Here is a 23,618-nt window from a genome sequence, read left to right as displayed (position 1 = left end):
ATCACGCCCGCGGTGTCAGCACGGTGTCACCCGGGGCCACGTTCACAGCTTTCCGCGTCTCCCCGGCGATCAGCAGCGCGGCCAGCACCACCAGGCAGGCGATCGTCCCGGGCACCTGCCGGGTCGCCAGCCCGCCGAACGCCGCGAGGTAGCCCAGCAGCAGCGCGAGCAGCTGCCGCCGGGGCCGCTCCGCGTCGCTGACCAGCACGAACGCCAGCACGGTGGCGACCGCGACGGTGATCCAGTAGTAGCGCAGGCTGACCGGATCACTGAAGATCCGGATCAGGCTGGCCGCCGCCGGCGCCGCCGCGTAGACGACCCGCTGCCCGCGGAACCGGTAGGCGACCGCCGCGCACGTCCCGGCCACCAGCACCGCCTGGACCAGCCGCAACGGCCAGGTGACGGTGGCCAGGTCCGGGAAGAGCAGCCGGATCAGCGTGTCGTCGTCGACCCGCCACACGTGACTGAACATGTGGAAGTTCCCGGCCAGCACGAACGGCAGGTAGAACGCGACGCCGACCGCCCCGGCCAGGATCCAGGCGCGGATCGCCCGGCGCAGCCCGGTCACCGCGAGCAGGCAGGGAAAACCCAGGATCGCCCAGGGGGCGATGGCCACCGACACCCCGAGGAGGGCGGCGGCGGTCCCGGTCCGCTCCCGGCGATGAAGAACGCTTGCGTACGACCACAGCACCGGAACCAGAAGCTCAGCCGGGTGCCCGTACCACGGCACCGGCACCGCCAGCCAGAGCAGCACGAGCAGTCCGGTCGCGGTCTCCCGCAGCCCGGCGGGCCGCCCGGTCCCGGTGTTGAGGCGCCGGCACAGCGCCATCGCGCCGAGCGCCAGCCCGACGTTCACCGCGACCCGCACCGCCGCGGCCGGCGTCCCGGTCGACCCGCCGATCATCAGCAGCCAGCTGACCAGCAGCTGGACCGGGCCGGCCTGGTTCCACCCGTCCTCGTAGACGCCGCTCAGGTGCCCGTCCAGGATCCGCTGCCCGTAGGCGGCGAAGTCGGCCAGGTCGAACGGCTGATCCGTGGTGAACAGGGCGAGCAGGGTGGCGGCCAGCGCCGCGGCGACCCACCGGCCGCGCAGCACCAGGTCCACCCAGCCCGGAAGTTTCTGTTCCACGCGGGTCAGATCGGCAGCGTCCCCGGTGGATCCGGGTGCGGGTCAGGTGCCCGTCAGGTGCGGGTAGTGCCGGGCCAGCGACGCCAGCGAGTCGGGGAAGAGCGCGGCCAGCCGGTCCAGGTTGCAGCGGGTCGGCGCGGCCCGCTCCGGTTCGGGCGAGGCGGGTGGCGGCGAGGCGGCGTCCAGCGCGGTCCAGAAGCCCTCGTCGTCGCCGGTCAGCCGCTCGTACGCGACCATCGGCGCGAACTGGAAGCCCTCGGTCATCAGGGTGTCCCGGGGCACTTCACCGGCCGCGATCGCGTGCACCGCCGGGTGCTCGGCGAGCTGATCAGGATCGGTCAGGACACGGTCGTACCAGTCGCGGCCGAGCCCGACCAGACCGGCCCGGAAATCGGTGAACGTGTCGTCGCCGCAGCCGAGTCCGATCAGGTACGCGGCGAGGTAGACGTCCGGCCGGTCGAGCCGGCGCTGCAGCTCGGCGAAGCGGACCTCGAACGCGATCAGCTGCGCCAGCGGCAGCGGCGCCAGCCCCGCGACCAGCGCCTGCTCGAGCCGCTCGTCCAGGTCCGACCAGCCGGGACCGGCCGCGGCCCGGGCCGCCTCGACGAGCTCCCAGCAGCGCGCGGTGTCCATCGGGCTCCCTCCGGGGCGTGCGGGGGTGGCCCGCCACGCGGCACATCTGATCACACGACGCGCGGCGCCGGGGTGCACGCGGCGTCCGTCCCGGGCCGGTTTCCCCCGGGGCGGTTCCCGGCGGCACCGGGACTTTCCGGTCACGCGGCGCCCCGTTCGGTGAGTCGCACTGGCTCCGCCGATCCGGCTGCCCTAGGGTGAGCGGATGGCGTCGATGCCTGTCGATCTCGATCGTCGTGCCCGGGAGGCGGCGACCGCGGATGCCGGGCGGCTGTGCGCCGCGCTGGAGCGGGCGATCCGGATCGGCGCCGGCGAGCGGGAGCAGCGGGAGGCACTGCTGCGGTTGCGGTCCGGGATGTGTGCGAACCCGGGACTCGTCGCGCTGCTGGGCGGCGCCACCGCCGTACCGTCAATTGTCTCGCTGCGGAAACCGGAAGGCGCCGGGCGGAGCCGGGCCGTCGCCGGGCTCGCGTCGGCGGCCGTGGCCCGCGGCGCGCGGGTGCTGATCGCCGGGCCGTCCCGGGCGGCGGCCGACGAGGTGGTCGCGCGGCTGTCCGGGGAGCTGACCGTGATCCGGCTGGAGGAGCCGGGTCCGGGCTGGCGCACCCTCGACGGGCTCGCCGGTGAGCTGCGGGAACGCGTCCCGGCGACGGCCGATCCGCTGCTCCGGGACTGGCGCGAGCGACTGTCCCGGCCGTCCGGGCGGCTGCGCCGGGAGCTGCTCCGGCACGCCGACGTGAGCGCGGCGACCTGGCTCGGGTGCGGGCGGCCGGAGTTCGCCGATCTGGAGTACGACCTGGTCCTGATCGACGGCGCGGACCGGTTGCCGCCGCCGGTGGCGATCGTGCCGCTGGTCCGGGCGCGGCGCGCGGTGCTGATCGGATCCGGCCCGGCGCACGGGCTCGAGGCGTTGCCGAGCCGAAGCGTGCTGGACTGGTTGTGAGCCCCGCGCCACATGTCCCGCTGCGGATGATCGCCACGCGGGTCGCCGCGCTGCCCGATGTGCGGGTGCGGCGGATCCGCCCGCTGCTGCTGCCGGTGTGGCAGGTCGAGGTGGTCGCCACGGTGCGCGACGCGCAGCCGTACGACGTGCTCGACCGCTACCTGTCCCGCGCGCTCGCCGAGACCCGGCGGCGCGGCCCGGCCGAGCTGGCCGCGTTCTTCGGCCTCCCGGTCGCCCTGGCCCGGCGGGTGCTGGCCGGGCTCGCCGCGATCGGGCACGTCGGCCCGGACGGGACGCTGACCGCGCTGGGCCGGCGGTCGGTCGCGGACGGGCGGCGCTACCGGGACCTGCCCGGGCGCCGGATGACCCTGTGGTTCGACGGGCTCGGCGGGGCGCCGGTGCCGTGGGGGCACGGGACCGGGTCGATCTGGCTCGCCGCGCCGGAGCTGACCCTGGGGGACGGGACCCGGTTCGCGCCGCTGCCGGGGGCCGGCGCGCTGTCGTCGGCGGCGGTCGGGGAGCTGCTCGGCCGGGCCGACGTGGCCGACTTCGCCGGGCCGCTGCTCCCGGTGACCGCCGAGGTCGATGCGATGCGGGGCGTGTGGCTGCCGGTCTACCTGGTCGAATGCGACGAGCAGCGGCTGGCGTTCGGGCGGGCCGTGGACGGGCCCGACCCGTACCTCGGCGAGGTTCTTGCGAAAATTCAGCTCTGAAACCCGTTGTCAGTGTGGGGACCACCACGGTCCCCGACGGACCAGACTGGTCCAGAAAGGTCTACGGTGGTCCCATGCCCCGTCCCACCAAGCAGCAGATCGACGACGAGATCCTGGACGCCGCCGCCAGCCTGTTCGCCCGGCACGGCTTCCGTGAGACGTCGGTCCAGCGCATCGCCGACGCGGTGGGCTATTCGAAGACGGGCCTGCTGCACCGCTTCCCCACCAAGGAAGCGCTGCAGGAGGCGGTCATCGAGCGCTGCGTGGGGCAGATCCGGGAGGTGGCGGCGCACGCCGCGCCACTGCCGCCCGGCCCGGAGCGCGACCGGCAGGTGATCGTCGGGGTGGCCCAGCTGGCGATGGAGCAGCCCGGCGCCGTCGCCCTGCTGCTGTCCTGCCTGCTCGCCGAGCGGGAGAGCGAGTTCGGCGCGGCGCTGGAGACGATCGGTGAGGAGGTGGCCGCCGCGTTCGGCGACCACCCGTTCACCGGCGCCGCCTTCGGCACCGCGGGGTCGCTCGCCGATCCGGTCCGGTCCTGCCGGGTCGTCGGCGCGCTGGGAGCGCTCGCGGTGGCCGCGGTGGCCCTGCGGGACTGCTTCACCCCCGACGCGCTCGCCACGCTCGTCGACGTCGCCTACGACGCGCTCGGGCATCACCCCACCCACTGAACAAGGGAAATGTCCCATGGCAACGTTGTTGCACCGCCTCGGCCTCGGGGCCGTCCGGCATCGCATCATCGTCACCGTCGTCTGGTTGCTCGCCCTGCTGGCCGTGGCCTTCGGCGCGGTCAAGCTCTCCGGCGAGACCGTCAACACGTTCCGGATCCCGGGCCAGGAGTCGACGATCGCCCTCGACCTGATGAAGGACCGGTTCGGGGACGCGTCCGCCGGTGCGACCGTGCAGGTGGTGTTCGAGGCGCCGGCCGGGCAGAAGATCACCGACCAGGCGCTCGCCGGTCAGGTCGGGCAGTCCGTGGCGGCGTTCGGCAAGCTGCCCGGCGTCGTCGCCGTGAGCAACCCCTTCGACCAGGCGAACCCGTCGGTGTCGCGGGACCTGAGCACGGCGCTGACCACGGTCACCTACGGCGTGCAGCCCTCCGAGGTCACCGACGAGGAACGCACCGCGATCAGCGACGCCCTGGCCCAGGCGCACAGCGGCGGGCTGACCGTCGAGGCGCGCGGTGAGGCGCTCAGCAACGCGGCCGACATCGGCGGCGCCTCCGAGCTGATCGGTGTCGCGGTCGCCCTGATCGTGCTCGCGCTCAGCTACGGCTCCCTGGTCGCCGCCGGGATGAACCTGCTGACCGCGATCATCGGCGTCGGCATCGGCGTCGCCGGCATCACCACGCTGTCCGGCTTCGTCCAACTGCAGTCGACCACCCCGATCCTGGCGGTGATGCTCGGCCTGGCGGTCGGCATCGACTACGCGCTGTTCATCGTCACCCGCTTCCGGCACGAGCTGCGCGCCGGCCGGGACGTCGAGTCCGCCGCGGGCTACGCGGTCGGCACCGCCGGCTCCGCGGTGGTGACCGCCGGCCTGACCGTCTTCATCGCGCTGGCCGGCCTGTCCGTGGTCGGCATCCCGTTCCTCACCGAGATGGGCCTGGCCGCGTCGGCCACCATCGTGGTCGCCGTGCTCGTCGCGATCACCCTGGTCCCGGCGATCCTCGGGTTCATCGGCAAGCGGGCGTTGCCCCGCAAGCTGCGCAACGCCCCGCCGACCGCCGACCACGTCACCGAGGGGCGCGGCTTCATCCGCGGCTGGGCCACCACCGTCACCCAGAAGCGGGTGACCAGCCTGATCCTCGCGGTGCTCGCGCTCGCCGTGATCGCGCTGCCGTTCTTCAAGATGGAGACCACCCTGGCCCAGCGCTCGCCCGAGGGCAGCACCCAGGCCAAGGCCGACGCGATCATCGACGAGCGGTTCGGCCCCGGCGTCAGCGGCCCGCTGCTGATCCTGGTCGACGGGCCGAACGCGGTGGCCTACGCGGCGACCGTGCAGAAGCAGGTCACCGCGCTCCCGGACGTCGCCCTGGCCACCCCGCCGCGGCCCGACCGGGCGAACTCGGCCGCGCTGATCACCGTGATCCCGGGCTCCGGCGCCGAGGACCAGAAGACCGTCGACCTGGTGCACAGCATCCGGGACTCGATCAACGACGGGGACGGCGCCAAGGTCTACGTGACCGGCCAGACCGCGATCAGCATCGACGTGTCGCAGAAGCTCAACGCGGCGCTCCCGGTCTACCTGGCGCTCGTCGTCGGCCTGGCGTTCGTGCTGCTGGTGCTGGTGTTCCGCTCGCTGCTGGTGCCGGTCGTCGGGGTGCTCGGCTTCCTGCTCACGATCGGCGCGTCGTTCGGCGCCACGGTCGCGGTCTTCCAGTGGGGCTGGCTCTCCGGCCTGGTCAACGCCGGCTCGACCGGCCCGATCATCAGCCTGGCGCCGGTCATCATCGTCGGCATCCTGTTCGGCCTGGCGATGGACTACCAGGTGTTCCTGGTGTCGCGGATGCACGAGGCGCACTCCCACGGCGCGTCCCCGCGCGACGCGATCGTCACCGGTTTCCGGCAGGCCGCCCCGGTCGTGCTGGCCGCCGCGGCGATCATGTTCGCGGTGTTCGCCGCGTTCGTCCCGCAGGGCAACGACACGGTCAAGCCGATCGCGTTCGCCCTGGCCGTCGGCATCGCGTTCGACGCGTTCGTGATCCGGATGATCGCCGTCCCGGCGGCGCTCGCCCTGCTCGGCCGGTCCGCGTGGTGGCTGCCCAGCTGGCTGCGCTGGCTCCCGGCGCTGGACGTCGAGGGCGCGGCGCTCGAGCGCGGGACCGCCGGTTCGGCGGACTCCTCGCCGGTGGCGGAGGAGCAACCCCAGGCGACGTCCGTCTGACCGCACCGCGGGCGGCGCCGCTGCGGCAGCGCCGCCCGCACGCTTCACTGCCTGCGACGGTACGGCGGGTCAGCGCGCCCGTTGACCCGGCCCCGCCTCGCGTTCCACGCTGGACCGACCACCGGCGACGCGAGGAGGGGCAGTCATGACGGGTACGACACCGGAGGGCGCACGTCCGGCCCGGGAGTTCCACCGCAGCCGCGGGCGCAGCATCGGCGACTCGATCCTCGGCGTGTTCGTCCGCGCCGGCCTGGTGCCCGGCACCTACCTGTTGACCACGGTCGGCCGGAAGTCCGGGCGGCCGCTGACCCACCCGGCGACGGTGGTCGCCGAGGACGGGCGGCCCCGATGGCTGGTCTCGCCCTACGGCACGGTCTCCTGGGTGCACAACGCCCGCGCCGCCGGCCGGGTCACCCTGTCCCGCCGCGGCTCCCGCACCGACTACACGATCCGGGAGCTGTCGCCCGCCGAGGCCGGCCCGGTCCTCAAGCGTTACCTGGTCCTCGCCACCGCGACCCGGCCCTACTTCGCCGCGGACAAGGACGCCCCGGTCGAGGACTTCGTCGCCGAGGCGGACCGCCACCCGGCCTTCGAGCTGCGCCCGCTCGCATAGGGGGTCTTTTTTGAACCGCAACCACCCGCGGACGTCGCCCTGGAGGGTCTCGCGTTCTGGGCGCCCCGCGCCCTTGCGAGGCCCGGAAGGGTCCCCGCGGGAGCGACGATCAGTTATTGGCCGCAGCGTAGGCAAAAAAGATCTTGAAGTTGATCTTTCGGCGGAGGCGGGGACGGAAACCGGCCCGGCGTCGGGGAAACGCCGGGCCGGGTGTTACCGGGGATGGGTCAGGCGGTCCAGGTCACATACGAGTTGAACTTGCCGGTGGCGTCGAAGGTCGCCATGTTGTCCCAGCCGTCGCCGGTCCCGTTGATGTTCGCCGGGTCCCAGCCGTTGCCGGTGATGGCATACCAGGTCGGCTCCCAGTAGAAGACGCCGATCGCGCCGGCGTTCCGGGCGGTGTTCTGGATCCAGGTGAACTCGGTGCCCTGGCCGGCCTTCGTGGCGGCCTGGCCGTCGCACGTGGTCGTGCCCGGGATCGAGTTCGACTGGCTGTCCGCGTTGGCGGTGGTGTACATGTACGCCGTCTCGACGATGACGACCGGTTTCGCATAGCGGGACTTCACGTCCGCGATCACGTTGTACAGGTTCGCGAGCGTGCCGTGCCACATGCAGTAGTAGGAGAGCGCGGTGATGTCCCAGCTGACACCCTGCGCCTTGATGCCGTCGTAGAACCAGCGCGCGTTCGCGTCACTGTCCGCGTCGGCCGTGTGGATCATGACCTGGGTGCTGCTGTTGCAGGCCTTGGTCGCGTTGTAACCCTGCTTGAGCAGGCTGGCCAGCGCGCTGAAATCGGAGTTGACCACCTGGCCCTTGGGCCACAGCATGCCGACGTTGATCTCGTTGCCGATCTGCACGCTGTCCGGCGTGGTGCCCTGCGCCTTGAGCGCCGTGCACACGTCGTAGGTGTAGTTGTAGACGTCGGTCTGCAGCGTCGCGAGCGAGTGCGAGCTCCAGGCCGCCGGCGGGTACTGCTTGCCGGGGTCCGCCCAGGTGTCCGAGTAGTGGAAGTCGATCAGGAGCTTCAGGCCCTTGGCCTTGACCGATTTCGCCTGCTGGAGCACCTTGGCCTTGTTGTTGTAGCCGCTGGCCGGGTTGTTCCAGACCCGCAGCCGCATGTAGTTCGCGCCGGCGCCCTTGAGGATGTCGTAGGGGTCGGCCTGCGCTCCGGCGGCGGTGTAGTACTTGCCGCCGAGGTCCAGCGTCCGCTGCAGCGTCGAGACGTCGGCGCCGAGCATGGTCAGGGACGCGGCGTGTGCCGGGTTGGGGGTGAAGGCCAGCATCAGGAGGACGGCTCCGATGACGGCCATGAGGGATTTCCGCATTTCGCTCCTTCGGGGATAGGAACGGTTACCGGTGCCGGGTTGCACCGGAGATCAAGATCAACGACCCCAGCGGACGTACGGGTTGATCCGCCCGTGGTCGTCGAAGGTCGCCATGTTCTCCCAGGCGTTGCCCGAGTTCTCGATGTCCTCGGTGTCCCAGCCGTTGCCGTCGACCGCGGTCCAGGTGGGCTCCCAGTAGAAGACCCCGAGCCCGCCGGCCGCGCGCACGGTGTCCTGGACCTGGGTGAACTCGGTCGCCTGGCCCTGCTGGGTGGCGGGGATCCCGTCGCACGGCGCGGCCGACGTGATGATGTTCTCGAGGTGGTCGTAGTTCTCGGTGGTGTACGGGTACGCGGTCTCGGCGATCACCGCGGGCTTGCCGTACCGCGCCTGCACGTCGGTCAGCACGCTGCCCAGGTTGGTCAGGTCGCCGTGCCACATGCAGTAGTAGGAGAGCGCGGTGACGTCCCACTTCACGCCCTGCGCGGCGATCCCGTCGTAGAACCAGTGCGCCGCGCCGATGCTCCCGGCGTCCGCGGTGTGGATCAGCACCTGGGTCTTCCGGTTGCACGCCTTCGCCGCGTTGTATCCGGATTTGAGCAGACTGGCCAGCGGCCCGAAGTCGCTGTTCACGACCTGCCCCTCCGGCCAGAGCATGCCGGTGTTGATCTCGTTGCCGATCTGCACGCTGTCCGGACTGGTGGCCTTGCAGACGTCGTAGGTGTAGTCGTAGACGTCCTTCTGCAGCTGGGCCAGGTCGTGGCCGGCCCACGAGGCGGGGATGAACTGCTTGCCGGGGTCGGCCCAGGTGTCGGAGTAGTGGAAGTCGATCAGCACCTTGAGGCCGTGCCTACGCGCCTCGCGGGCCTGGGCGACGACCTCGGCCTTGTTATTGTAGCCGCTGGTCGGGTTGTTCCAGATGCGCAGCCGGACGTAGTTGACGCCGGCCTTCTTCAGGATCTCGTAGGGGTCGGCGCGGTGGCCGCGGACGTCGTAGAACCGGGCGCCCAGGTCGAGTGCGCGGGGCAGCGTGGACACGTCGGCGCCGCGCATGTCGAGGCCCTTGGGGTGGGCGGCGGCGGGGGCGGCCGGCACCAGGAGGAGGCCGGCGGCGATCAATGCAGCTAACTTCATGATGCTCCTTTGTGGACAAAAAGGACGCACGGGGGATGCGGAGGCCGATCTCGGGATGAGGGGGCAACCAAGATCGGCCCCCAGGGGGCCCGAGAAAGATCAGGCGGGGGAGGAGCTTCGCAGGACCAGGCTGGTCGGCACGGTGATGGAGAGCGGCGTACGGCCGTTGATCACGTCCACGAGGAGCCGGACCATCTCCTCGCTGATGCGTTCGAGCGGCTGACGGACCGTGGTCAGCGGCGGCTCGGTCGTCGCCGCCAGCCCGGAGTCGTCGAAGCCGACGACCCGGACGTCACCGGGCACCGACCGCCCGGCGTCGCGCAGCACCGGCAGGGCGGCCGCGGCGATCGCGTCCGACGCGGCGAACACCGCGTCCACGTCCGGCGCCCGGTCGAGCAGCGTCCGCATGCCGGTCGCGCCGCTCTCCCGCCGCCAGTTGCCGTGCACGATCAGGTCCTGGTCGATCGGCAGGCCGTGGGCCATCAGCGCGTCGGTGTAACCGGACAGCCGGTCGACGCCGCCGGAGGTGTCCAGCGGCCCGGTGATGGTGGCGATCCGCCGGCGGCCGGCCGCGATCAGGTGCTCGGTGGCGGATCGCGCCCCGGCCCGGTCGTCGGCCGAGACCGAGCTCATCAGGTCCTCCAGGCCCAGCACCCGGCCGCAGGCCACGATCGGGACCTGCGCGGCGACCAGCTGCTTGAGCAGCGGGTCACCGGAGTGCGGGGAGACCAGCAGCACGCCGTCGACGTGGCCACCGTTGAGGAACGCGATCGTCCGGCTGCGCTCCTCGGGGGTGGACGCGATCATCAGGATCAGGGTCTGCTCCCGGTCGGAGAGCGCCTGGGCCACCCCGCGCAGCAGCACCGAGAAGTTCGGGTCCTCGAAGAGCAGGTGCTGCGGCTCGGTCAGCAGGAACGCGATCGACCCGGAGCGCCCGGTGGCCAGGGACCGGGCGTGCTGGTTGGTGGTGTACCCGGTCCGGGAGATCGCGTCCCGGACCGAGCGCACGGCTTCCGGGCTGACCCAGTCGCGCCCGTTCAGGACCCGCGAGACGGTCGCATACGACACCCCGGCCTCGCGAGCGACGTCGCGGATCGTTGGGCGTTTGCGCGACGACACGTTCGGGATCATAGTCTTTACGCCTTCACTCCACCGGCGGCCAGGTCGACCTGCCAGTACCGCTGGAGCGTGAGGAACAGGGCGATCAGCGGGACGATCGACACCAGCGCGCCGGTCACCACCGCGATGTACATCGACGGCTGGCTGGCGCCCTGGTTGAGCAGCCCGTTCAGCCCCACGGTCAGCGGATAGAGCTTGTCGTTGCCGAGCATGATGTACGGCAGCATGAAGTTGTTCCAGATCGCCACGAACTGGAACAGGAACACGGTCACCAGGCCGGTGCGCATCATCGGGATGACCACCCGGGCGAAGGTGCGCCAGTCGCCGGCCCCGTCGATCCGGGACGCCTCCAGGATCTCCGACGGCACCGCCGCGGCCGCGAAGATCCGGGCCAGGTAGATGCCGTACGGGCTGATGAAGCTGGGCAGCAGCACCGCCCAGTAGGTGTTGGTCAGGCCGATCTTGGCCAGCAGCAGGTACTGCGGGATGGCCAGGATGACGCCCGGCACCAGCACGCCGGCCAGGATCACGTTGAACACGAAACCCTTGCCCGGGAAGTCGAACTTGGCCAGGGCGTAGCCGCTCATCGCCGAGATGAACGTGGAGACGGCCGCGCCGACACCGGCGTACAGGGCGGTGTTGAACATCCACCGCCAGTACAGGCCGTCCCGGTAGTTGCTCAGGTCGGCCAGGTTGTCGAACAGGTGGGTGCTCGGGGCGAGGGTGAACGTGGAGAACAGCTCGCCGGAGCTCTTGCTCGACGCGATCAGCACCCAGATGACCGGGAACAGGCAGTACGCCGCCCCGAGCAGGAGCAGGGTGGTGGCAATCTTGCTGTTCCTACGCCTGATCGGCCGTGGCGGGGACACCGTGGTCATGTGTCAGTCCTCCTGGTTGAAGGCCCGGCGCCCGACGAGCTTCAGGAAGCCGAAGGACAGGATGAACGTGGCGACCGCGATGACCACCGAGGTGGCGGCCGCGGAGTAGATGTCGTTGCGGACGAACGCGTCCCGGTAGACCTTCATCAGCGGGGTCCAGGTGAACGAGATCGTGTTGCTCAGCGGCTTGAGCGTCATCGGCTCGGCGAACACCTGCAGGGTGGCGATCATCGAGAAGACGAACGTCATGATCAGCGACGGCATCACGATCGGGATCTTGATGCGCCAGGCGATCGCCAGCTCGGACGCGCCGTCGATCCGGGCCGACTCGTACAGGCTGGTCGGCACGGCCTTCAGCGCGGTGTAGAGGACGATCATGTTGAAGCCGGTGCCGCCCCAGACCGCCACGTTGGCGACCGCGTAGAGCACCCAGGACGAGGAGAGCAGCTCGGGCGAGCCGATCCCGAACTTGTCCAGGACGTAGACGAACGGGCTGACCCGGGGCAGGTAGAGGAAGCCCCAGAGCAGCGAGGCGACCACGGCCGGCACCGCGTACGGCAGGAAGATCGAGATCCGGGCGAAGCCGCCGATCCCGGCGCGGGTCCGGTTCGCGTCCAGCAGCAGCGCCATCAGCAGCGCCAGGCCGAGCATGGCCGGGACCACGACCAGGCCGTACCCGAGGATCCGGTAGACGCTGGGCAGCCACTCCGGGTCGGTCATCGAGCGGGTGTAGTTGCCGAGCCCGGCCCACACCTCGGTGCGGGACTTCGCGCCCAGGCCGAGGCCGCTGACCTTCACCTTGCGCAGGCTCAGGTAGCCGGCGTAGACGATCGGGGCGGCCAGGAACAGCGTGAACAGCAGCAGGCCGGGGGCGAGGAAGGCGTACGGGACGTGCGCGCGCCGGGCCCGCACCGGCTTCTTCGTGACGGCCGCCGCGGTGGTGGAACGGGGGAGAGTGGTGGTCAGCGACATCGCCGAAACCTTCCTGTGAGGGCCCGGGCGGGACGTTCGCGAGAACGCCCCGCCCGGCGCAGGTCATCCGGCGACGGTGAACCCGTTGTTCTTCATGTCGTCCACGGTGGCCTTCTGGACGGTCGCGAGCGACTCGGTGAAGGCGGCCGCCTTCTTCGACTCGGCGGCCTTGCCGAAGGCGTCGTTGAACGCGCTGTACGCGACGTTGACGTTCGGGCCGTAGGTGAACGGCTTGGCCGTCTTGCCGGCCTCGGCGGCGATGCTGTAGAAGTCGGCCTGGTCCGAGAAGAACGCCGGCGGCGTGGTCAGCACGCTGCTCGCGTCGTTCGCGGCCGGGTAGACGTTGGCCGTGCCGGCCAGCAGCTTGAGCGCGGCCGGGTCGCTGTTCAGCCACGCGATGAACTCGGTGGCCTCCTTCGGGTGCTTGCTCTGGGTGGTCACGCTGGTCGCCGAGCCGCCCCAGTTACCGGTGGCCGGCGCCGCGGTGTCCCACTGCGGCATGGGCGCGGCCTTCCACTTGCCCTTGGTGTTCTTGGCGCTGCCCTCGAGCACGCCCGGCGCCCAGACCGCGGAGACCCAGCCGACCTGCGAGCCGTCGTTGAGCGCGGCGTTCCACTCCGGGGTGTACATCGGCTTGTTGTCGATGGTCCCCTTCTCCACCAGGCCACCCCAGTACGAGGCCACCTTCTGGCTCGCCGCGTCGTTGATGTTGACGGTCCAGGAGTCGCCGTTCACGCCCCACCAGGACGCGCCGGCCTGCTGCGCGAGGCCCACGAACAGGCCCGCGTCGGACGCCGAGAAGGTGCCCAGGTACTGCTTGGCGTTCGCCTTGTGGATCTTCTCGGCGGCCGCGGCGTAGTCGTCCCAGGTCTTCGGCGCCTGCAGGCCGTTCTTCTCGAAGACGTCCGAGCGGTAGAAGAACATCAGCGGGCCGGAGTCCTGCGGGACGCCGTAGACCGCGTCGCCGCCCAGGGTGACGCTGTTCCAGACCGCGGACGGGAACTTGTCCTTGAGCGAGCCGGCGTCCTTGGCGATGTCGGCGAGCGCGTCGGCGGAGACCAGGGTGGGGATCTTCTGGTACTCGGCCTGCATCACGTCGGGCGCGCCGCTGCCGGCCTTGATCGCGGTCAGCAGCTTGGTGACGGCCGGGTCGCCGCCGTCCTGCTTGTTGACCGTGACCTGGATGTTCGGGTGCGTGGAGTTCCAGCCCTCGACGACCTTGTCCATGTTCGGCGCCCAGCTCCAGTAGGTCAGCGCGACCTTCTCGTTGCTGGTCGTGCTGCCGGCGTCGGGCTTGTCGCCGGAGCTGCTGCAGGCGGTGGTGAGAAACAAGGTGGCGGCGGTGAGGGTCGCCAGCACAGGGGCGAATTTTTTAGTCATATCGATCCTCCTTGATCGCATTTGATCCGGGGAGAAGAAGCGGGGGAACGGGCGCAGACTCAAGTCGGTGCCTGTGACCGGTTACAGTGCTGCTGTTACGGCCGTGTGTCAAGCCCTTGCGTCTGACCCGTTACGCCTGTGTATCGTTCGGGCCTGCCGGCCTGTGACCGGTTACAGTCCTAACGGAAAGAGGGGTTCTCGTGCCCAATCAAACGGAGCCACTCTCCGTTCGCCACCAGCCGTGGACGACGCCGCTGCGCAGGCCACGGATGAGCAACACCGAGGACGCCCGCCCGGGCCTGTCCCTGACCAACCGCTACCTGATCAAGGACGGCACGCCGGTCATCCCGGTCTCCGGCGAGATGCACTACAGCCGCGTCCCCCGGCAGCGCTGGGCCGAGCGCCTGCGGCAGATGAAGGCCGGCGGCGTCACCGTCGTGGCCAGCTACGTCTTCTGGCTGCACCACTCGCCCGCCCCGGGGGAGTACCGGTTCGACGACAACCTGGACGTCGCCGCGTTCGTCGACCTGGCCGTCGAGATCGGCCTGGACGTGGTGCTCCGGATCGGGCCCTGGGTGCACGCCGAGAGCCGCAACGGCGGCTTCCCCGACTGGGTCCAGCAGGCCCCGGTCCGGCACCGCACCGACGACCCGGGCTACCTGCGGCTGGTCGAGGAGTTCTTCGCCGCGGTCGGCGGGAACGTCGGCGAGCGGTTCGGCGACGTGCTCGGCATCCAGATCGAGAACGAGCTGTACACCCAGCCCGAGCACCTGCGCACGCTCAAGCGGATGGCCCGCGAGGCCGGCATGTCCGCGCCGATCTGGACGGCGACCGCGTGGGACAGCGCGGAACTTCCCGACCAGGAGGTGCTCCCGCTCTACGGCGGCTACGGCGACGGCTTCTGGGTCGACTCGGACGCGCCCTGGGCCCCGAACTTCCGCGACCACTACTTCTTCTCGCACGTCTGGGACGACCCGGGCATCGGCGCCGACGTGCGGCGCGCGCAGAACATCGAGGCGGCCAAGGGCGGCCCGCGCACCCCGTCCGCGGACTTCCCGGCCGCGACCTGCGAGCTCGCCGGCGGGATGGCCACCGCGTACCACCGCCGCCCCCGGCCCTCCGCGCTCGACGTGGCCACCATCGCGCACTGCAAGATCGGCAACGGGTCGGCCTGGCAGGGCTACTACATGTACACCGGCGGGACCAACCCGCCCGGTGAGCTGCAGGAGTCGCACGCCACCGGCTACCCGAACGACCTGCCGCGCCTTGGCTACGACTTCCACGCGCCGATCGGCGAGGCCGGCGCGCTCGCCGCCAGCCACGCCGAGCTGCGCCGCCAGCACGCGTTCCTGGCCGCCTTCGGGGGCCGGCTCGCCGAGATGCCGTCCAGCCTGCCCGACGTGCGCCCGAACGGCGTCGAGGACAGCGAGACGTTGCGCTGGGCGCTGCGCAGCGACGGGACCAGCGGTTTCCTCTTCGTCGCCTGGCACCAGCCGCACTTCCCGCTGGACACCTACCGCGGCGCCCGGTTCCGGGTGAACCTCGATGACCAGACCCTGGAATTCCCGTCCCGGCCGGTGGACATCCCGGCCGGCACGCTGGCCCGCTGGCCGGTCAACCTGACCGCCGGCGGCGTGCGGATCGCCTGGGCCACCGCCTCCGCGCTCACCCTGCTGCCCGGCGCGGTGCCGACGCTGGTGCTGCTGGCCGAGGCCGGCATCCCGGTCTCGCTGGCCGTTTCTGATCAGGACCCGCAGGACCTCGCACCCGGCCTGGAACCGATCCGGATCGAGACCGGCACCGGCGTCCTCGACGTGCTCGTGCTCCCCGCCGCGACCGCCGACTCGGTCTGGGTCCGCGAGGAACCGGTCCGCCGGGTTCTGCTCAGCGACGACGAACTGCAGTGGGACACGTCCGGCAAGCTGCTGGTCAAGACCGCTTCGATTGCTTCGGTACGGGCGTATGACCCGGCCGCCCGGGCCTTCGCCGACGTCGTGGTCGCCCCCGTCCACGCCCCGGTCACCGTCGACGTCCCGGTCACCGAACTGCGCGCCGCCACCGCCGTCCCCGCCGAGTACGGCAAGCACGACGGCCGCGCCTCCGCCCCGTCCCGCGACGCGTTCGACGAGCACGCCGCGGTGTGGCGGCTGCGGCTGCCGGACTGGGCCGCCGATCCGGAGCACGACGCCCTGCTCCGGATCGACTGGGCCGGCGACGCCGGTGAGCTGCGGATCGACGGCGTCACGGTGACCGACCGGTTCTGGGACGGCTCCCGCTGGCAGGTCAACCTGATCGACGCCGGGTACCGCACCGGCGCCGCGGTCACCCTGCACCTGCTGCCGCTCGCCACGGTCTCCCGGGTCTCGGTCCCCGAGGACGCCCGGGACCGGCTGGTCGACGCCGGCTCCCAGCTGCTCGCGATCGACGCGATCCGGGTGGTCGGCCGCAGCATGACGGCCGAGCCGGCCCCGAGACACCGGGTGCGCAAGACGTCCCGGCGGATGGCCGACGGCCGCGAGATCATCTACTTCGACGACACCGAGCCGTACGTCTCCGGCGCCGCCACCCGCCAGGCCGCGGACACCCGGCCGCTGCCCAGCGCCGAAGAGGTGCTCAAGGGCGGGGCGCAGGTCCGCTACGACCCGCTGACCGGCGAGTGGATCGCGATGGCGTCGCACCGCAACGACCGCACGTTCCTGCCGCCGGCCGACCAGGACCCGCTGGCGCCGACCATGCCGGGCGGCTTTCCGACCGAGATCGCCGAGGCCGACTACGACGTGGTCGTCTTCGAGAACCGGTTCCCGGCGTTCTCCCCGCGCAACGGGGGCTCGGACGCGTTCGTCGACGGGGACCCGCTGTGGCCGGTTCGGCCCGCCAACGGCCGTACCGAAGTCGTCTGTTTCTCCTCGGCCCCGCAGGGGTCGTTCGGCAGTTTGACCGCGCACCGCGCGCGGACCGTGCTCGAAGCCTGGGCCGACCGCACCGCCGAGCTGGGCCGACAGCCCGGCGTCGAGCACGTCTTCGTGTTCGAGAACCGCGGCCGGGAGATCGGCGTGACGCTGTCCCACCCGCACGGCCAGATCTACGCGTTCCCGTTCGTGCCCCCGAAAGCGGCCCGGATGCTGTCGATGGCCCGGGCCCACCGCGAGCGGACCGGCCGCAACCTGTTCCGCGACATCCTCGACGCGGAACGCCGGGCCGGCACCCGGATCGTCGCGTCGACCCGGCACTGGACCGCCTACGTCCCGGCCGCGGCCCGCTGGCCCGTCGAGGTGCATCTCGCCCCGCACCGCGACGTCCCCGACCTGCCCGCCCTGACCGATATCGAACGCGACGACCTGGCCCGGATCTACCTGGACGTGCTCGGCCGCCTGGACCGCTACTTCCCGGACTCGTCGCCGCTGCCCTACATCGCCGGCGTGCACCAGGCCCCGGTCCACGAGGGCCGCGACGAGTTCCGCCTGCACCTGCAGGTCTTCAGCGTGCTGCGCGCCCCGGGCAAGCTGAAGTACCTGGCCGGCGTCGAGTCGGCGATGGCCTCCTGGATCAGCGACACCACCCCGGAGAAGATCGCCGCCCGCCTCCGGGAGGTCGCCTGACCGTCCGCCCGTGGGCCGTCCGCCTCAGCGCGGGCGGCCTACGGGCACTTCTTCGCCACGGTGACCGTCGACTTCTCGTCGAGGGCCAGGGACAGCGCCAGGCCGTCCTTGAGCGGGACGCAAGAGACCTCGGTGCCGTGCTTGATCACCAGGTAGTCGGTGCCCTCCTTCGGCACGAACCAGCTCAGCGCGACCGCCACCACCAGCGCCCCCATCGCCGCGACGACCAGGAACCTGGCCCGCCGCAGCAGCTTCGCCGCGTCGTGTTCCTGCTCCTGGAAGCCTTCCCGGACGCGCGCCGCCGTGCTCAGCGTCGACCGGATGCTGCCCTGGGCCGCCTCGGCCGCGCACCACGTGGCGTAGCCGGCGCAGAAGATCGCGATGAGCACGCAGATCCCGGCGAGGATCCGCCATCCCAGGGGGAGCTGGTCGGCCGTGCGCGGGCCGGCGACCAGGGCGACCAGGCTGAGCAGCCCGGTCAGCGACCCGATCGTGGCGGCCCAGCGGCCGGCCACCGCGCGGATGTCGTACAGCGAGTCCAGCGTCAGCCGGCGGGCCCGGGCCTGCCACTCCCGGTCGACGGCGGTCACCTGGCCGGGCAGCGGGCGCAGCCTGATCACGGCTGCTGCTCCGAGAGCATCTCGAGGTAACCGGCGCGGCCGCACCCGGTGCGATCGGACGGGCGTCCCTCGTGCTCCTCCGCGCAGTCACACACCACCAGCACCGTCTCCGATTCGGTCAGCGTGACCCGGGGCGGCAACGCACCGGGCACCATGGCGACCGTCACGACCCAGGTCTCGGTCGGGTGGGTGCACGTCGGGCAGTCGCCGGCCAGGCGGAAACCCCGGTCCGTGGTGTCGATCGACCAGTTCTGTGCCACGGCATCGGTCCAGCCGGGTGGTGTCTCCTCGCGGTACGGAACGGTCATGCGCGCCATGCTAGGCCGTCACCTCCACTGTCGACATCAGCAAAACCGGAGCCGTCCGGGGAGGCCCTCGCAGTAGTGCCCATTCATGGGCGGGGATCGATCTCTCGGGGTGGTGGATCTGCCGGCCGTCCACTAGGACGAAGAGGAGCGTCCGGCCCGTGAGCTGCGGGACGCGTCGGGCTCGGGGTGGCCGCCGGGGCCGGCGTTCTCGCGCTGTGGCAGGTTTTTCGGCCGCTGGCCCAGGGCAGTCAGTCGCCGGGGCCAGGGAGATCAGCCTGGCCACCGCGCGCCAGACCGCCCCGGTCCCGCTGCACCGCTGCACCGCTGCACCGCGGCGCCGCGGCGCCGAGAAGGCGCTGGGCGACCTGAACGCCCTGAAGTAGCGTCACTCGCCACAAAACGGTCCGATCTCGGAGCCCGTGCAACCCTGGCGGCGTGTGAACCCGTGTTTGCCCCGACCGATGAACGATGGGGGAGAGCATGAGCGAGCTTGCGAGCGAATCACCAGGCTCAGTCGTAACTCATGGCGACGCCGGAGCGCAGCGGAGGCGGCGGCATGAGCGACCGTGACGAGGCGTTCGCGGAGTATTTCGCGGCCCGGTCAGGGAGCATGCGCGCCACGGCCTACCTGCTCTGCGGGGACTGGCACCGGGCGCAGGACCTGGTGCAGACCACCTTCACCAAGCTCTACCTGCGCTGGGGCAAGGTGAACCGGCAGGAGTCCCTGGATCCGTACGTCCGCCAGGTGATGATCCGCACCTTCATCGACGAGGGTCGGTGGGGCTGGTGGCGGCGGGAACGCCCGCACGACACCCCGATCGAGGGGCCGGCCGCGCCGGGCGGGTCGGTCGAGGACCGCCTGATGCTGCTGCGCGCGCTCGCCGAGGTGCCGCCCCGGCAGCGGGCCGTGCTGGTGCTGCGCTACTGGCAGGACCTCAGCGTCGAGGAGACCGCGGCCGCACTCGGCTGCACCGCCGGAACGGTCAAGAGCCAGGCCGCCCGCGGGCTGGCCACCCTGCGCACGGTCATCGGTGCGCCGGTAACAGCCGAATGAGGGGGAACACCATGGAGGAGAACGAATTCCGCGACGCCCTGCGCAGCGTGCTGACGCAGAGCCCGGAACCACCGCCGATGGAGTCGTCCGCGGCGGTCACCGCCGGAAAACGGGCCGCCCGCCGGCGCACCGTCCTGGCCTGCGCCGGCGCGGTCGCGGCGCTGGCCGCGGTGACCATCGTCCCGGCCCGCTACCTGTCGCAGGGGCCGTCCGGCTCCGGCGACATCCAGGTGGCCGGCCCGGCGGCGAGCGCGCTGCCCAGCGGGATGCCGACGCCCGGGCCCAGCGACGGCGTACCGGCGCCCGAGGACACCAAGCCGTCCTGGCCGGCCGAGGCGAGCGGGGACGCCACCGCCGACACCGGCCCGCGCTACCAGAAGGGCAAGCAGCTGCTCACCGACCTGCTGAAGGTGGTGCCCAAGGGCTACGGGACGCCGGCCGGCAAGGACGACCAGGGCACCGAGTACCAGACGCACCAGGCGGCGATCGAGAACCCGGAGTGGTCCTACCTGGCGAGCGTCGTGGTCACCAAGGACCGGGCGGCCGGCCAGCTCGACGTGGAGGTCCACGAGCCGGAGAACACCCTGCCCACCGATCCGTGCGCGCTGGCCCAGTCGTTCTGGGGGCAGAAGGCCGGGACGTGCGAGGTGGTCCAGGTCGGCGGCGCGAAGGTGGGCGTGGCCCGGCCGCCGGCCGGTGACACCGGGGTCGACCAGTACGCGGCGTACCGCTACGCCGACGGGACCGTGGTCTTCGTGGCGCAGGCCAGGAAGTCTATCTTCGACAAGCCGGCGCTCGCCGAGTTGCCGTACACCACGGCGCAGCTGGCCGCGCTGACCCAGAACAAGGCGTTCCACATCGTCGCGTAAATGCGTTGCCGGTCCGGGGCGGGCCGATTAGGTTCGAGCACAGCTTCCAACGATCAAACGATCAGGAGATCACGATCATGCTGTGTACGCGCCTTTATCTCGCCCCGGACCGGTGGCGCGGCTGAGACCGCTCGTGCGTACGCGCCGCCTTCCCTCCGTACGGGAAAGGCGGCTTTTTTGTTTTTGTTCTTGATTTGCAAGCCCCTCTTTTTGTTCGCGATGTGCAAAGCCCTCGTAGCCCAACTGGCAGAGGCCCGGCGTTGAGGACGCCGGTGGTGCGCGTTCGAGTCGCGCCGAGGGCACTGGAGTGGGCGCGCCGACGCTGGAGAGTCGGGCCCGGCTGTAAACCGGGTGCTTCGCTGAGCAGGTTCGAATCCTGTCGCCCGCACGTATTTGTCACCCGATCTTTCACACGATCGCATGCCCGAGTGGCCAGGGGACCGCCTGCAAAGCGGTACACGCCGGTTCGAATCCGGCTGCGATCTCGTTGAACCGGATGTCCGGACCGGAGGTACACCCCGGCAACAGCAGCCCCACCAGGGGAGGAGATCCGGGATGACTGCCGTGACCCAGCCTCGAGTCCTCACCTTCCGGCGCTCGATCCGCCTCGCACGCGTCGCGATCGTCGCCTTCGTCGTGATCAACCTGGTCGCCGTGCAGCTGATGTTCGTCGCCGCCGGCCCGGGCAAGAACATCCTGGGTACGATCGGCCGGCTGCTCGGCCTCTACCTGGCGCTCGTGATGGCCCTGCAACTGCTGCTGGTGGCCCGCCTCCCGGTGGTCGACCGGGCGTACGGCATGGACCGCCTCACCCACTGGCACCGCTGGACCGGCATGGCGATCTTCTGGCTGGTCCTGGCCCACCCGGCGTTCGTGCTGCTCGGCTTCGCCCGGCTGGACGGCATCTCGTTCCTCGCCGAGGTGGTCAACCTGGGCAAACAGCCCCCGGTCCTGCTCGGCATGAGCGCCGCCGCCCTGGTCGTGGTGATCGTCGTGCTGTCGATCCGGGCGGCCCGGCGCCGGCTGTCCTACGAGGCCTGGCACACCATCCACCTGCTGCTCTACGTGGTCGTCCTGCTCGGGGTGCTGCACCAGGTCTACGAGGGCACCGCGTTCAAGGTCAACCTGTTCACGCAGGTCTACTGGTGGGGGCTGTGGGCGTTCGCGCTCGGCGCCCTGATCACCGGCCGGCTGATCGTCCCGATGATCCGCAACTCGCGGCACCGGCTGCGGGTCGCCGCGGTCGTCGAAGAATCCGGGGACACCGTCTCGGTCCACGTCACCGGCCGCTCGCTGGACCGGCTGCCGGCCGCCGCCGGGCAGTTCTTCCTCTGGCGGTTCCCCGGTCACAACGGGTGGTGGCAGGTCAACCCGTTCTCGCTGTCCGCCGCGCCGAACAGCCGCTCGTTGCGGCTCACCGCGAAGGGCATCGGGGCGACCAGCGCCGGCCTGCGGGACCTGGCGATCGGGGCGCGGGTCTACGCCGAGGGGCCGTACGGCGCGTTCACCCTGGCCCACCGGGTCCGCGGGGCGACCGTCCTGATCGCCGGCGGGATCGGCGTCACCCCGATCCGGGCGCTGCTCGAGGACTCGGCGCTGACCGGGCACGTGGTCGTCCTCTACCGGGTGCGCGACGCGCATGACGCGGTCCTGCTGGGGGAATTGAAAAACCTGGCGGACGTACGCCGGGCCCGCCTGCACCTGATCACGGGACGCTCCGGACCGGACCACCAGCCGTTCGCGCCGGACCGTCTGCTCGGGCTGGTCCCCGACATCACCGCCCGGGACGTGTACGTGTGCGGCCCGGAGGCGATGACCACCGCCGTGATCGACAGCCTGCGCCGGCTGCGGGTGCCGGCGCGCCAGGTGCACGCCGAACGCTTCCGGCTCGCCGGATGAGAGCTGGGGTCGCTCGGACGATGCCCCCGAGCGGCTCCTTGATAGAGGGTCCCGGGCGCTGCCTCCGTATGGGGGAGGCAGCGCCCGGGACCTCTCGGTAGCCCCGCGACCCGCTTCGCCGGGGCCGCTGCCGTTCCGCCCGGCCGCCGGCATTCCGCCCGCCACCGCGCTTCCGTCCGCCCGTGCGTTCCGCCCGGCCACCGCGCTTCCGTCCGCCCGTGCGTTCCGCCCGGCCACCGCGCTTCCGTCCGCCCGTGCGTTCCGCTCGGCCACCGCGCTTCCGTCCGCCCGTGCGTTCCGCCCGGCCACCGCGCTTCCGTCCGCCCGTGCGTTCCGCCCGGCCACCGCGCCTCCGTCCGCCCGTGCGTTCCGCCCCGCTACTGCCGTTCCGCCCAGCCGCTGCGTTCCGTCCGGCTACTGCGATTCCGCCCAGCCGCTGCCAGTCCGCCTGGTCTTGACGCCGTGATGCTCCGCCCCGACCCGCCGGTCGAGCGCGCTCTGATCGCCTGCCCCCGAGCTCTGGTCGCCTCCATCCGTGCTCTGGTTGCTTCCGCGCGGTCCATTCGCTGCGGCCTTCGTCGACGTGCTGGCTGCGGCGGCCGTGATCAGATCAGCGAGATGACGGCGGCTATGGCGGTGGCCAGTAGGTACAGCCAGACGGCCAGCTTGACCGCTCGCAGGCGCCAGGGCTCCGGCCGGCCCAGTGCCCGCAAGCCGACGGCGATCAGGGGCAGGACCAGGATCGCGTGCAGGGCCACGCCGTGGACCGGCTTCAGGGAGCCCGCCGTCGTATAGGCCACCTGGGGGCTCTCCGTCCGGTACAGGATCGAGCCCTTCGCGACCATCGCCACGCCGGTGGCCAGGGTCAGCAGCAGCAGGCCCCAGCCGGCCCGCAACGCCAGCCGTAGGTCGGCCGGCCCGCGGATCCGGCCGCGCAGCGCCACCACGGCGAAGCAGACCAGAACCACCACCAGCACCCCGCCACCGAACGCCAGAGCCATGGCGATCGCCCGGGACACCGGTGTCTCGGTGTTGAAGTGGGACGGCACCCGCCGCCACGCCTGGACGGTGATCCCGGCGACCTCGAGCACGCAGTCCGCCGTGAAGACGCCCAACAGCCAGGCTCGGGCCCGGGGGCTCATCACCAGATAGCCCGTCACCCAGGCGACGGTGATCAGCGTGAGCCCGAAGGAGAGCCCGAACGTCGTCGGCTTGCGCCAGGAGACCGGCCCCTCCCACGGCCCGCCGTCGATCAGGAAGACCCCGAAATGCACGACGCCGGAGACCATCAGCAGCACGCCGACCAGGTGGGCGATCTGCTCCACCGGGCGCAGCCGCCGGAGACGGGCGACGTCGAGAACCTGGACCATGCCGACGATCCTGCCCGGCCTCGGCCGCTCTGTCGTCGGACCGGAGACGTATCTCGTTCGTCATCCCCTGGGCGTAGGAGCCTGGCGAAAGACAGTACTTAAGAGCCTGGTCGAGGCGATCCGGGCGCAGGAACATTGGCGCACGAAAACGATTCGCGCCCATCGACGACGGCCGGA

General features: G+C 71.4%; 20 protein-coding genes and 3 tRNA genes. 12 read left to right on the top strand and 11 right to left on the bottom strand.

All coding sequences use genetic code 11. The features are described from left to right. Position 1: 1 nt before the first annotated feature. Entirely contained in the window at positions 2-1,129 is a 1,128-nt protein-coding gene (locus L3i22_RS38405) for a hypothetical protein (protein ID WP_221322363.1), read from the bottom strand. A 42-nt stretch (positions 1,130-1,171) separates the two neighbouring features. Continuing rightward, positions 1,172-1,762, bottom strand: coding sequence for a DUF4240 domain-containing protein (locus L3i22_RS38400; RefSeq protein ID WP_221322362.1), 591 nt, complete (start codon positions 1,760-1,762; stop codon positions 1,172-1,174). 205 nt (positions 1,763-1,967) lie between these two features. On the opposite strand from L3i22_RS38400, the gene L3i22_RS38395 reads away from it, so the two are divergent. The 5 genes from L3i22_RS38395 (at position 1,968) to L3i22_RS38375 (ending at position 6,914) form a co-directional block, all read left to right on the top strand. Next, the gene (locus L3i22_RS38395; protein WP_221322361.1) at positions 1,968-2,705 is read left to right on the top strand and encodes an AAA domain-containing protein; all 738 of its coding nucleotides are present in this window, start codon (positions 1,968-1,970) and stop codon (positions 2,703-2,705) included. Further along, positions 2,702-3,418: a hypothetical protein gene (locus tag L3i22_RS38390; protein ID WP_221322360.1), complete on the top strand. Its 717-nt coding sequence runs from the start codon at positions 2,702-2,704 to the stop codon at positions 3,416-3,418. Before L3i22_RS38395 ends, L3i22_RS38390 begins: the two co-directional genes overlap by 4 nt. A 74-nt stretch (positions 3,419-3,492) precedes the next feature. After that, the gene (locus tag L3i22_RS38385) at positions 3,493-4,086 is read left to right on the top strand and encodes a TetR/AcrR family transcriptional regulator (RefSeq protein ID WP_221322359.1); all 594 of its coding nucleotides are present in this window, start codon (positions 3,493-3,495) and stop codon (positions 4,084-4,086) included. A gap of 16 nt (positions 4,087-4,102) precedes the next feature. Beyond that, entirely contained in the window at positions 4,103-6,301 is a 2,199-nt protein-coding gene (locus L3i22_RS38380; protein WP_255657496.1) for an MMPL family transporter, read from the top strand. Positions 6,302-6,446: 145 nt separating this feature from the next. Continuing rightward, entirely contained in the window at positions 6,447-6,914 is a 468-nt protein-coding gene (locus L3i22_RS38375; protein WP_221322358.1) for a nitroreductase family deazaflavin-dependent oxidoreductase, read from the top strand. Positions 6,915-7,141: 227 nt separating this feature from the next. Here the strand turns inward: L3i22_RS38375 and L3i22_RS38370 are convergent, their stop codons facing one another. From L3i22_RS38370 to L3i22_RS38345, 6 genes are all read right to left on the bottom strand, one after another. Continuing rightward, positions 7,142-8,239, bottom strand: a complete 1,098-nt coding sequence (locus L3i22_RS38370) for a glycosyl hydrolase 53 family protein (protein ID WP_221322357.1) — start codon at positions 8,237-8,239, stop codon at positions 7,142-7,144. 57 nt (positions 8,240-8,296) lie between these two features. After that, positions 8,297-9,373 carry a glycosyl hydrolase 53 family protein gene (locus L3i22_RS38365; protein ID WP_221322356.1) on the bottom strand — a complete coding sequence of 359 codons (1,077 nt, stop codon included), beginning with the start codon at positions 9,371-9,373 and terminating at the stop codon, positions 8,297-8,299. Positions 9,374-9,472: 99 nt separating this feature from the next. Next, a complete protein-coding gene (locus L3i22_RS38360) occupies positions 9,473-10,492 on the bottom strand; it encodes a LacI family DNA-binding transcriptional regulator (RefSeq protein ID WP_255657495.1) in 1,020 nt (339 codons plus the stop codon). Between the two features lie 17 nt (positions 10,493-10,509). After that, a complete protein-coding gene (locus L3i22_RS38355) occupies positions 10,510-11,370 on the bottom strand; it encodes a carbohydrate ABC transporter permease (protein ID WP_221322354.1) in 861 nt (286 codons plus the stop codon). A gap of 3 nt (positions 11,371-11,373) precedes the next feature. Further along, complete coding sequence (locus L3i22_RS38350) at positions 11,374-12,342, bottom strand: carbohydrate ABC transporter permease (protein ID WP_221322353.1); 969 nt, start codon at positions 12,340-12,342, stop codon at positions 11,374-11,376. A 63-nt stretch (positions 12,343-12,405) separates the two neighbouring features. After that, positions 12,406-13,722 carry an ABC transporter substrate-binding protein gene (locus tag L3i22_RS38345; protein WP_221322352.1) on the bottom strand — a complete coding sequence of 439 codons (1,317 nt, stop codon included), beginning with the start codon at positions 13,720-13,722 and terminating at the stop codon, positions 12,406-12,408. A gap of 269 nt (positions 13,723-13,991) precedes the next feature. On the opposite strand from L3i22_RS38345, the gene galT reads away from it, so the two are divergent. Continuing rightward, positions 13,992-17,321 carry a galactose-1-phosphate uridylyltransferase gene (galT, locus tag L3i22_RS54720; protein WP_221322351.1) on the top strand — a complete coding sequence of 1,110 codons (3,330 nt, stop codon included), beginning with the start codon at positions 13,992-13,994 and terminating at the stop codon, positions 17,319-17,321. 38 nt (positions 17,322-17,359) lie between these two features. Here the strand turns inward: galT and L3i22_RS38335 are convergent, their stop codons facing one another. Next, entirely contained in the window at positions 17,360-17,941 is a 582-nt protein-coding gene (locus tag L3i22_RS38335; protein ID WP_221322350.1) for a hypothetical protein, read from the bottom strand. Continuing rightward, positions 17,938-18,249: a hypothetical protein gene (locus L3i22_RS38330; protein ID WP_221322349.1), complete on the bottom strand. Its 312-nt coding sequence runs from the start codon at positions 18,247-18,249 to the stop codon at positions 17,938-17,940. Before L3i22_RS38330 ends, L3i22_RS38335 begins: the two co-directional genes overlap by 4 nt. A 556-nt stretch (positions 18,250-18,805) precedes the next feature. On the opposite strand from L3i22_RS38330, the gene L3i22_RS38325 reads away from it, so the two are divergent. The 6 genes from L3i22_RS38325 (at position 18,806) to L3i22_RS38300 (ending at position 22,071) form a co-directional block, all read left to right on the top strand. After that, positions 18,806-19,303, top strand: coding sequence for a SigE family RNA polymerase sigma factor (locus tag L3i22_RS38325; RefSeq protein ID WP_221322348.1), 498 nt, complete (start codon positions 18,806-18,808; stop codon positions 19,301-19,303). Between the two features lie 11 nt (positions 19,304-19,314). Further along, complete coding sequence (locus L3i22_RS38320) at positions 19,315-20,172, top strand: hypothetical protein (RefSeq protein WP_221322347.1); 858 nt, start codon at positions 19,315-19,317, stop codon at positions 20,170-20,172. A 228-nt stretch (positions 20,173-20,400) separates the two neighbouring features. Beyond that, positions 20,401-20,474 (top strand) — tRNA-Leu (locus tag L3i22_RS38315). Between the two features lie 5 nt (positions 20,475-20,479). After that, positions 20,480-20,560 (top strand) — tRNA-Tyr (locus tag L3i22_RS38310). Positions 20,561-20,586: 26 nt separating this feature from the next. Then, positions 20,587-20,657: transfer RNA gene (locus L3i22_RS38305), tRNA-Cys, on the top strand. A 70-nt stretch (positions 20,658-20,727) separates the two neighbouring features. After that, positions 20,728-22,071, top strand: coding sequence for a ferric reductase-like transmembrane domain-containing protein (locus tag L3i22_RS38300; protein WP_221322346.1), 1,344 nt, complete (start codon positions 20,728-20,730; stop codon positions 22,069-22,071). A 605-nt stretch (positions 22,072-22,676) separates the two neighbouring features. Here the strand turns inward: L3i22_RS38300 and L3i22_RS38295 are convergent. Next, positions 22,677-23,441, bottom strand: coding sequence for a hypothetical protein (locus L3i22_RS38295; protein ID WP_221322345.1), 765 nt, complete (start codon positions 23,439-23,441; stop codon positions 22,677-22,679). Positions 23,442-23,618 lie beyond the last annotated feature (177 nt).

Origin of the sequence: Actinoplanes sp. L3-i22, assembly GCF_019704555.1 — a bacterium.
GTDB lineage: Bacteria > Actinomycetota > Actinomycetes > Mycobacteriales > Micromonosporaceae > Actinoplanes.
Note: the sequence above shows the minus strand (reverse complement) of the source record. Positions and strands in the feature narration are given on the sequence as shown.

Coding starts and splice junctions, on each gene's coding strand:
- L3i22_RS38395 (WP_221322361.1), top strand. CDS start 1,968: ATGGCGTCGATGCCTGTCGATCTCGATCGTCGTGCCCGGGAGGCGGCG.
- galT (WP_221322351.1), top strand. CDS start 13,992: ATGAGCAACACCGAGGACGCCCGCCCGGGCCTGTCCCTGACCAACCGC.
- L3i22_RS38380 (WP_255657496.1), top strand. CDS start 4,103: ATGGCAACGTTGTTGCACCGCCTCGGCCTCGGGGCCGTCCGGCATCGC.
- L3i22_RS38295 (WP_221322345.1), bottom strand. CDS start 23,441: ATGGTCCAGGTTCTCGACGTCGCCCGTCTCCGGCGGCTGCGCCCGGTG.
- L3i22_RS38345 (WP_221322352.1), bottom strand. CDS start 13,722: ATGACTAAAAAATTCGCCCCTGTGCTGGCGACCCTCACCGCCGCCACC.
- L3i22_RS38355 (WP_221322354.1), bottom strand. CDS start 11,370: ATGACCACGGTGTCCCCGCCACGGCCGATCAGGCGTAGGAACAGCAAG.
- L3i22_RS38325 (WP_221322348.1), top strand. CDS start 18,806: ATGAGCGACCGTGACGAGGCGTTCGCGGAGTATTTCGCGGCCCGGTCA.
- L3i22_RS38385 (WP_221322359.1), top strand. CDS start 3,493: ATGCCCCGTCCCACCAAGCAGCAGATCGACGACGAGATCCTGGACGCC.
- L3i22_RS38330 (WP_221322349.1), bottom strand. CDS start 18,249: ATGACCGTTCCGTACCGCGAGGAGACACCACCCGGCTGGACCGATGCC.
- L3i22_RS38375 (WP_221322358.1), top strand. CDS start 6,447: ATGACGGGTACGACACCGGAGGGCGCACGTCCGGCCCGGGAGTTCCAC.
- L3i22_RS38365 (WP_221322356.1), bottom strand. CDS start 9,373: ATGAAGTTAGCTGCATTGATCGCCGCCGGCCTCCTCCTGGTGCCGGCC.
- L3i22_RS38400 (WP_221322362.1), bottom strand. CDS start 1,762: ATGGACACCGCGCGCTGCTGGGAGCTCGTCGAGGCGGCCCGGGCCGCG.
- L3i22_RS38300 (WP_221322346.1), top strand. CDS start 20,728: ATGACTGCCGTGACCCAGCCTCGAGTCCTCACCTTCCGGCGCTCGATC.
- L3i22_RS38370 (WP_221322357.1), bottom strand. CDS start 8,239: ATGCGGAAATCCCTCATGGCCGTCATCGGAGCCGTCCTCCTGATGCTG.
- L3i22_RS38320 (WP_221322347.1), top strand. CDS start 19,315: ATGGAGGAGAACGAATTCCGCGACGCCCTGCGCAGCGTGCTGACGCAG.
- L3i22_RS38350 (WP_221322353.1), bottom strand. CDS start 12,342: ATGTCGCTGACCACCACTCTCCCCCGTTCCACCACCGCGGCGGCCGTC.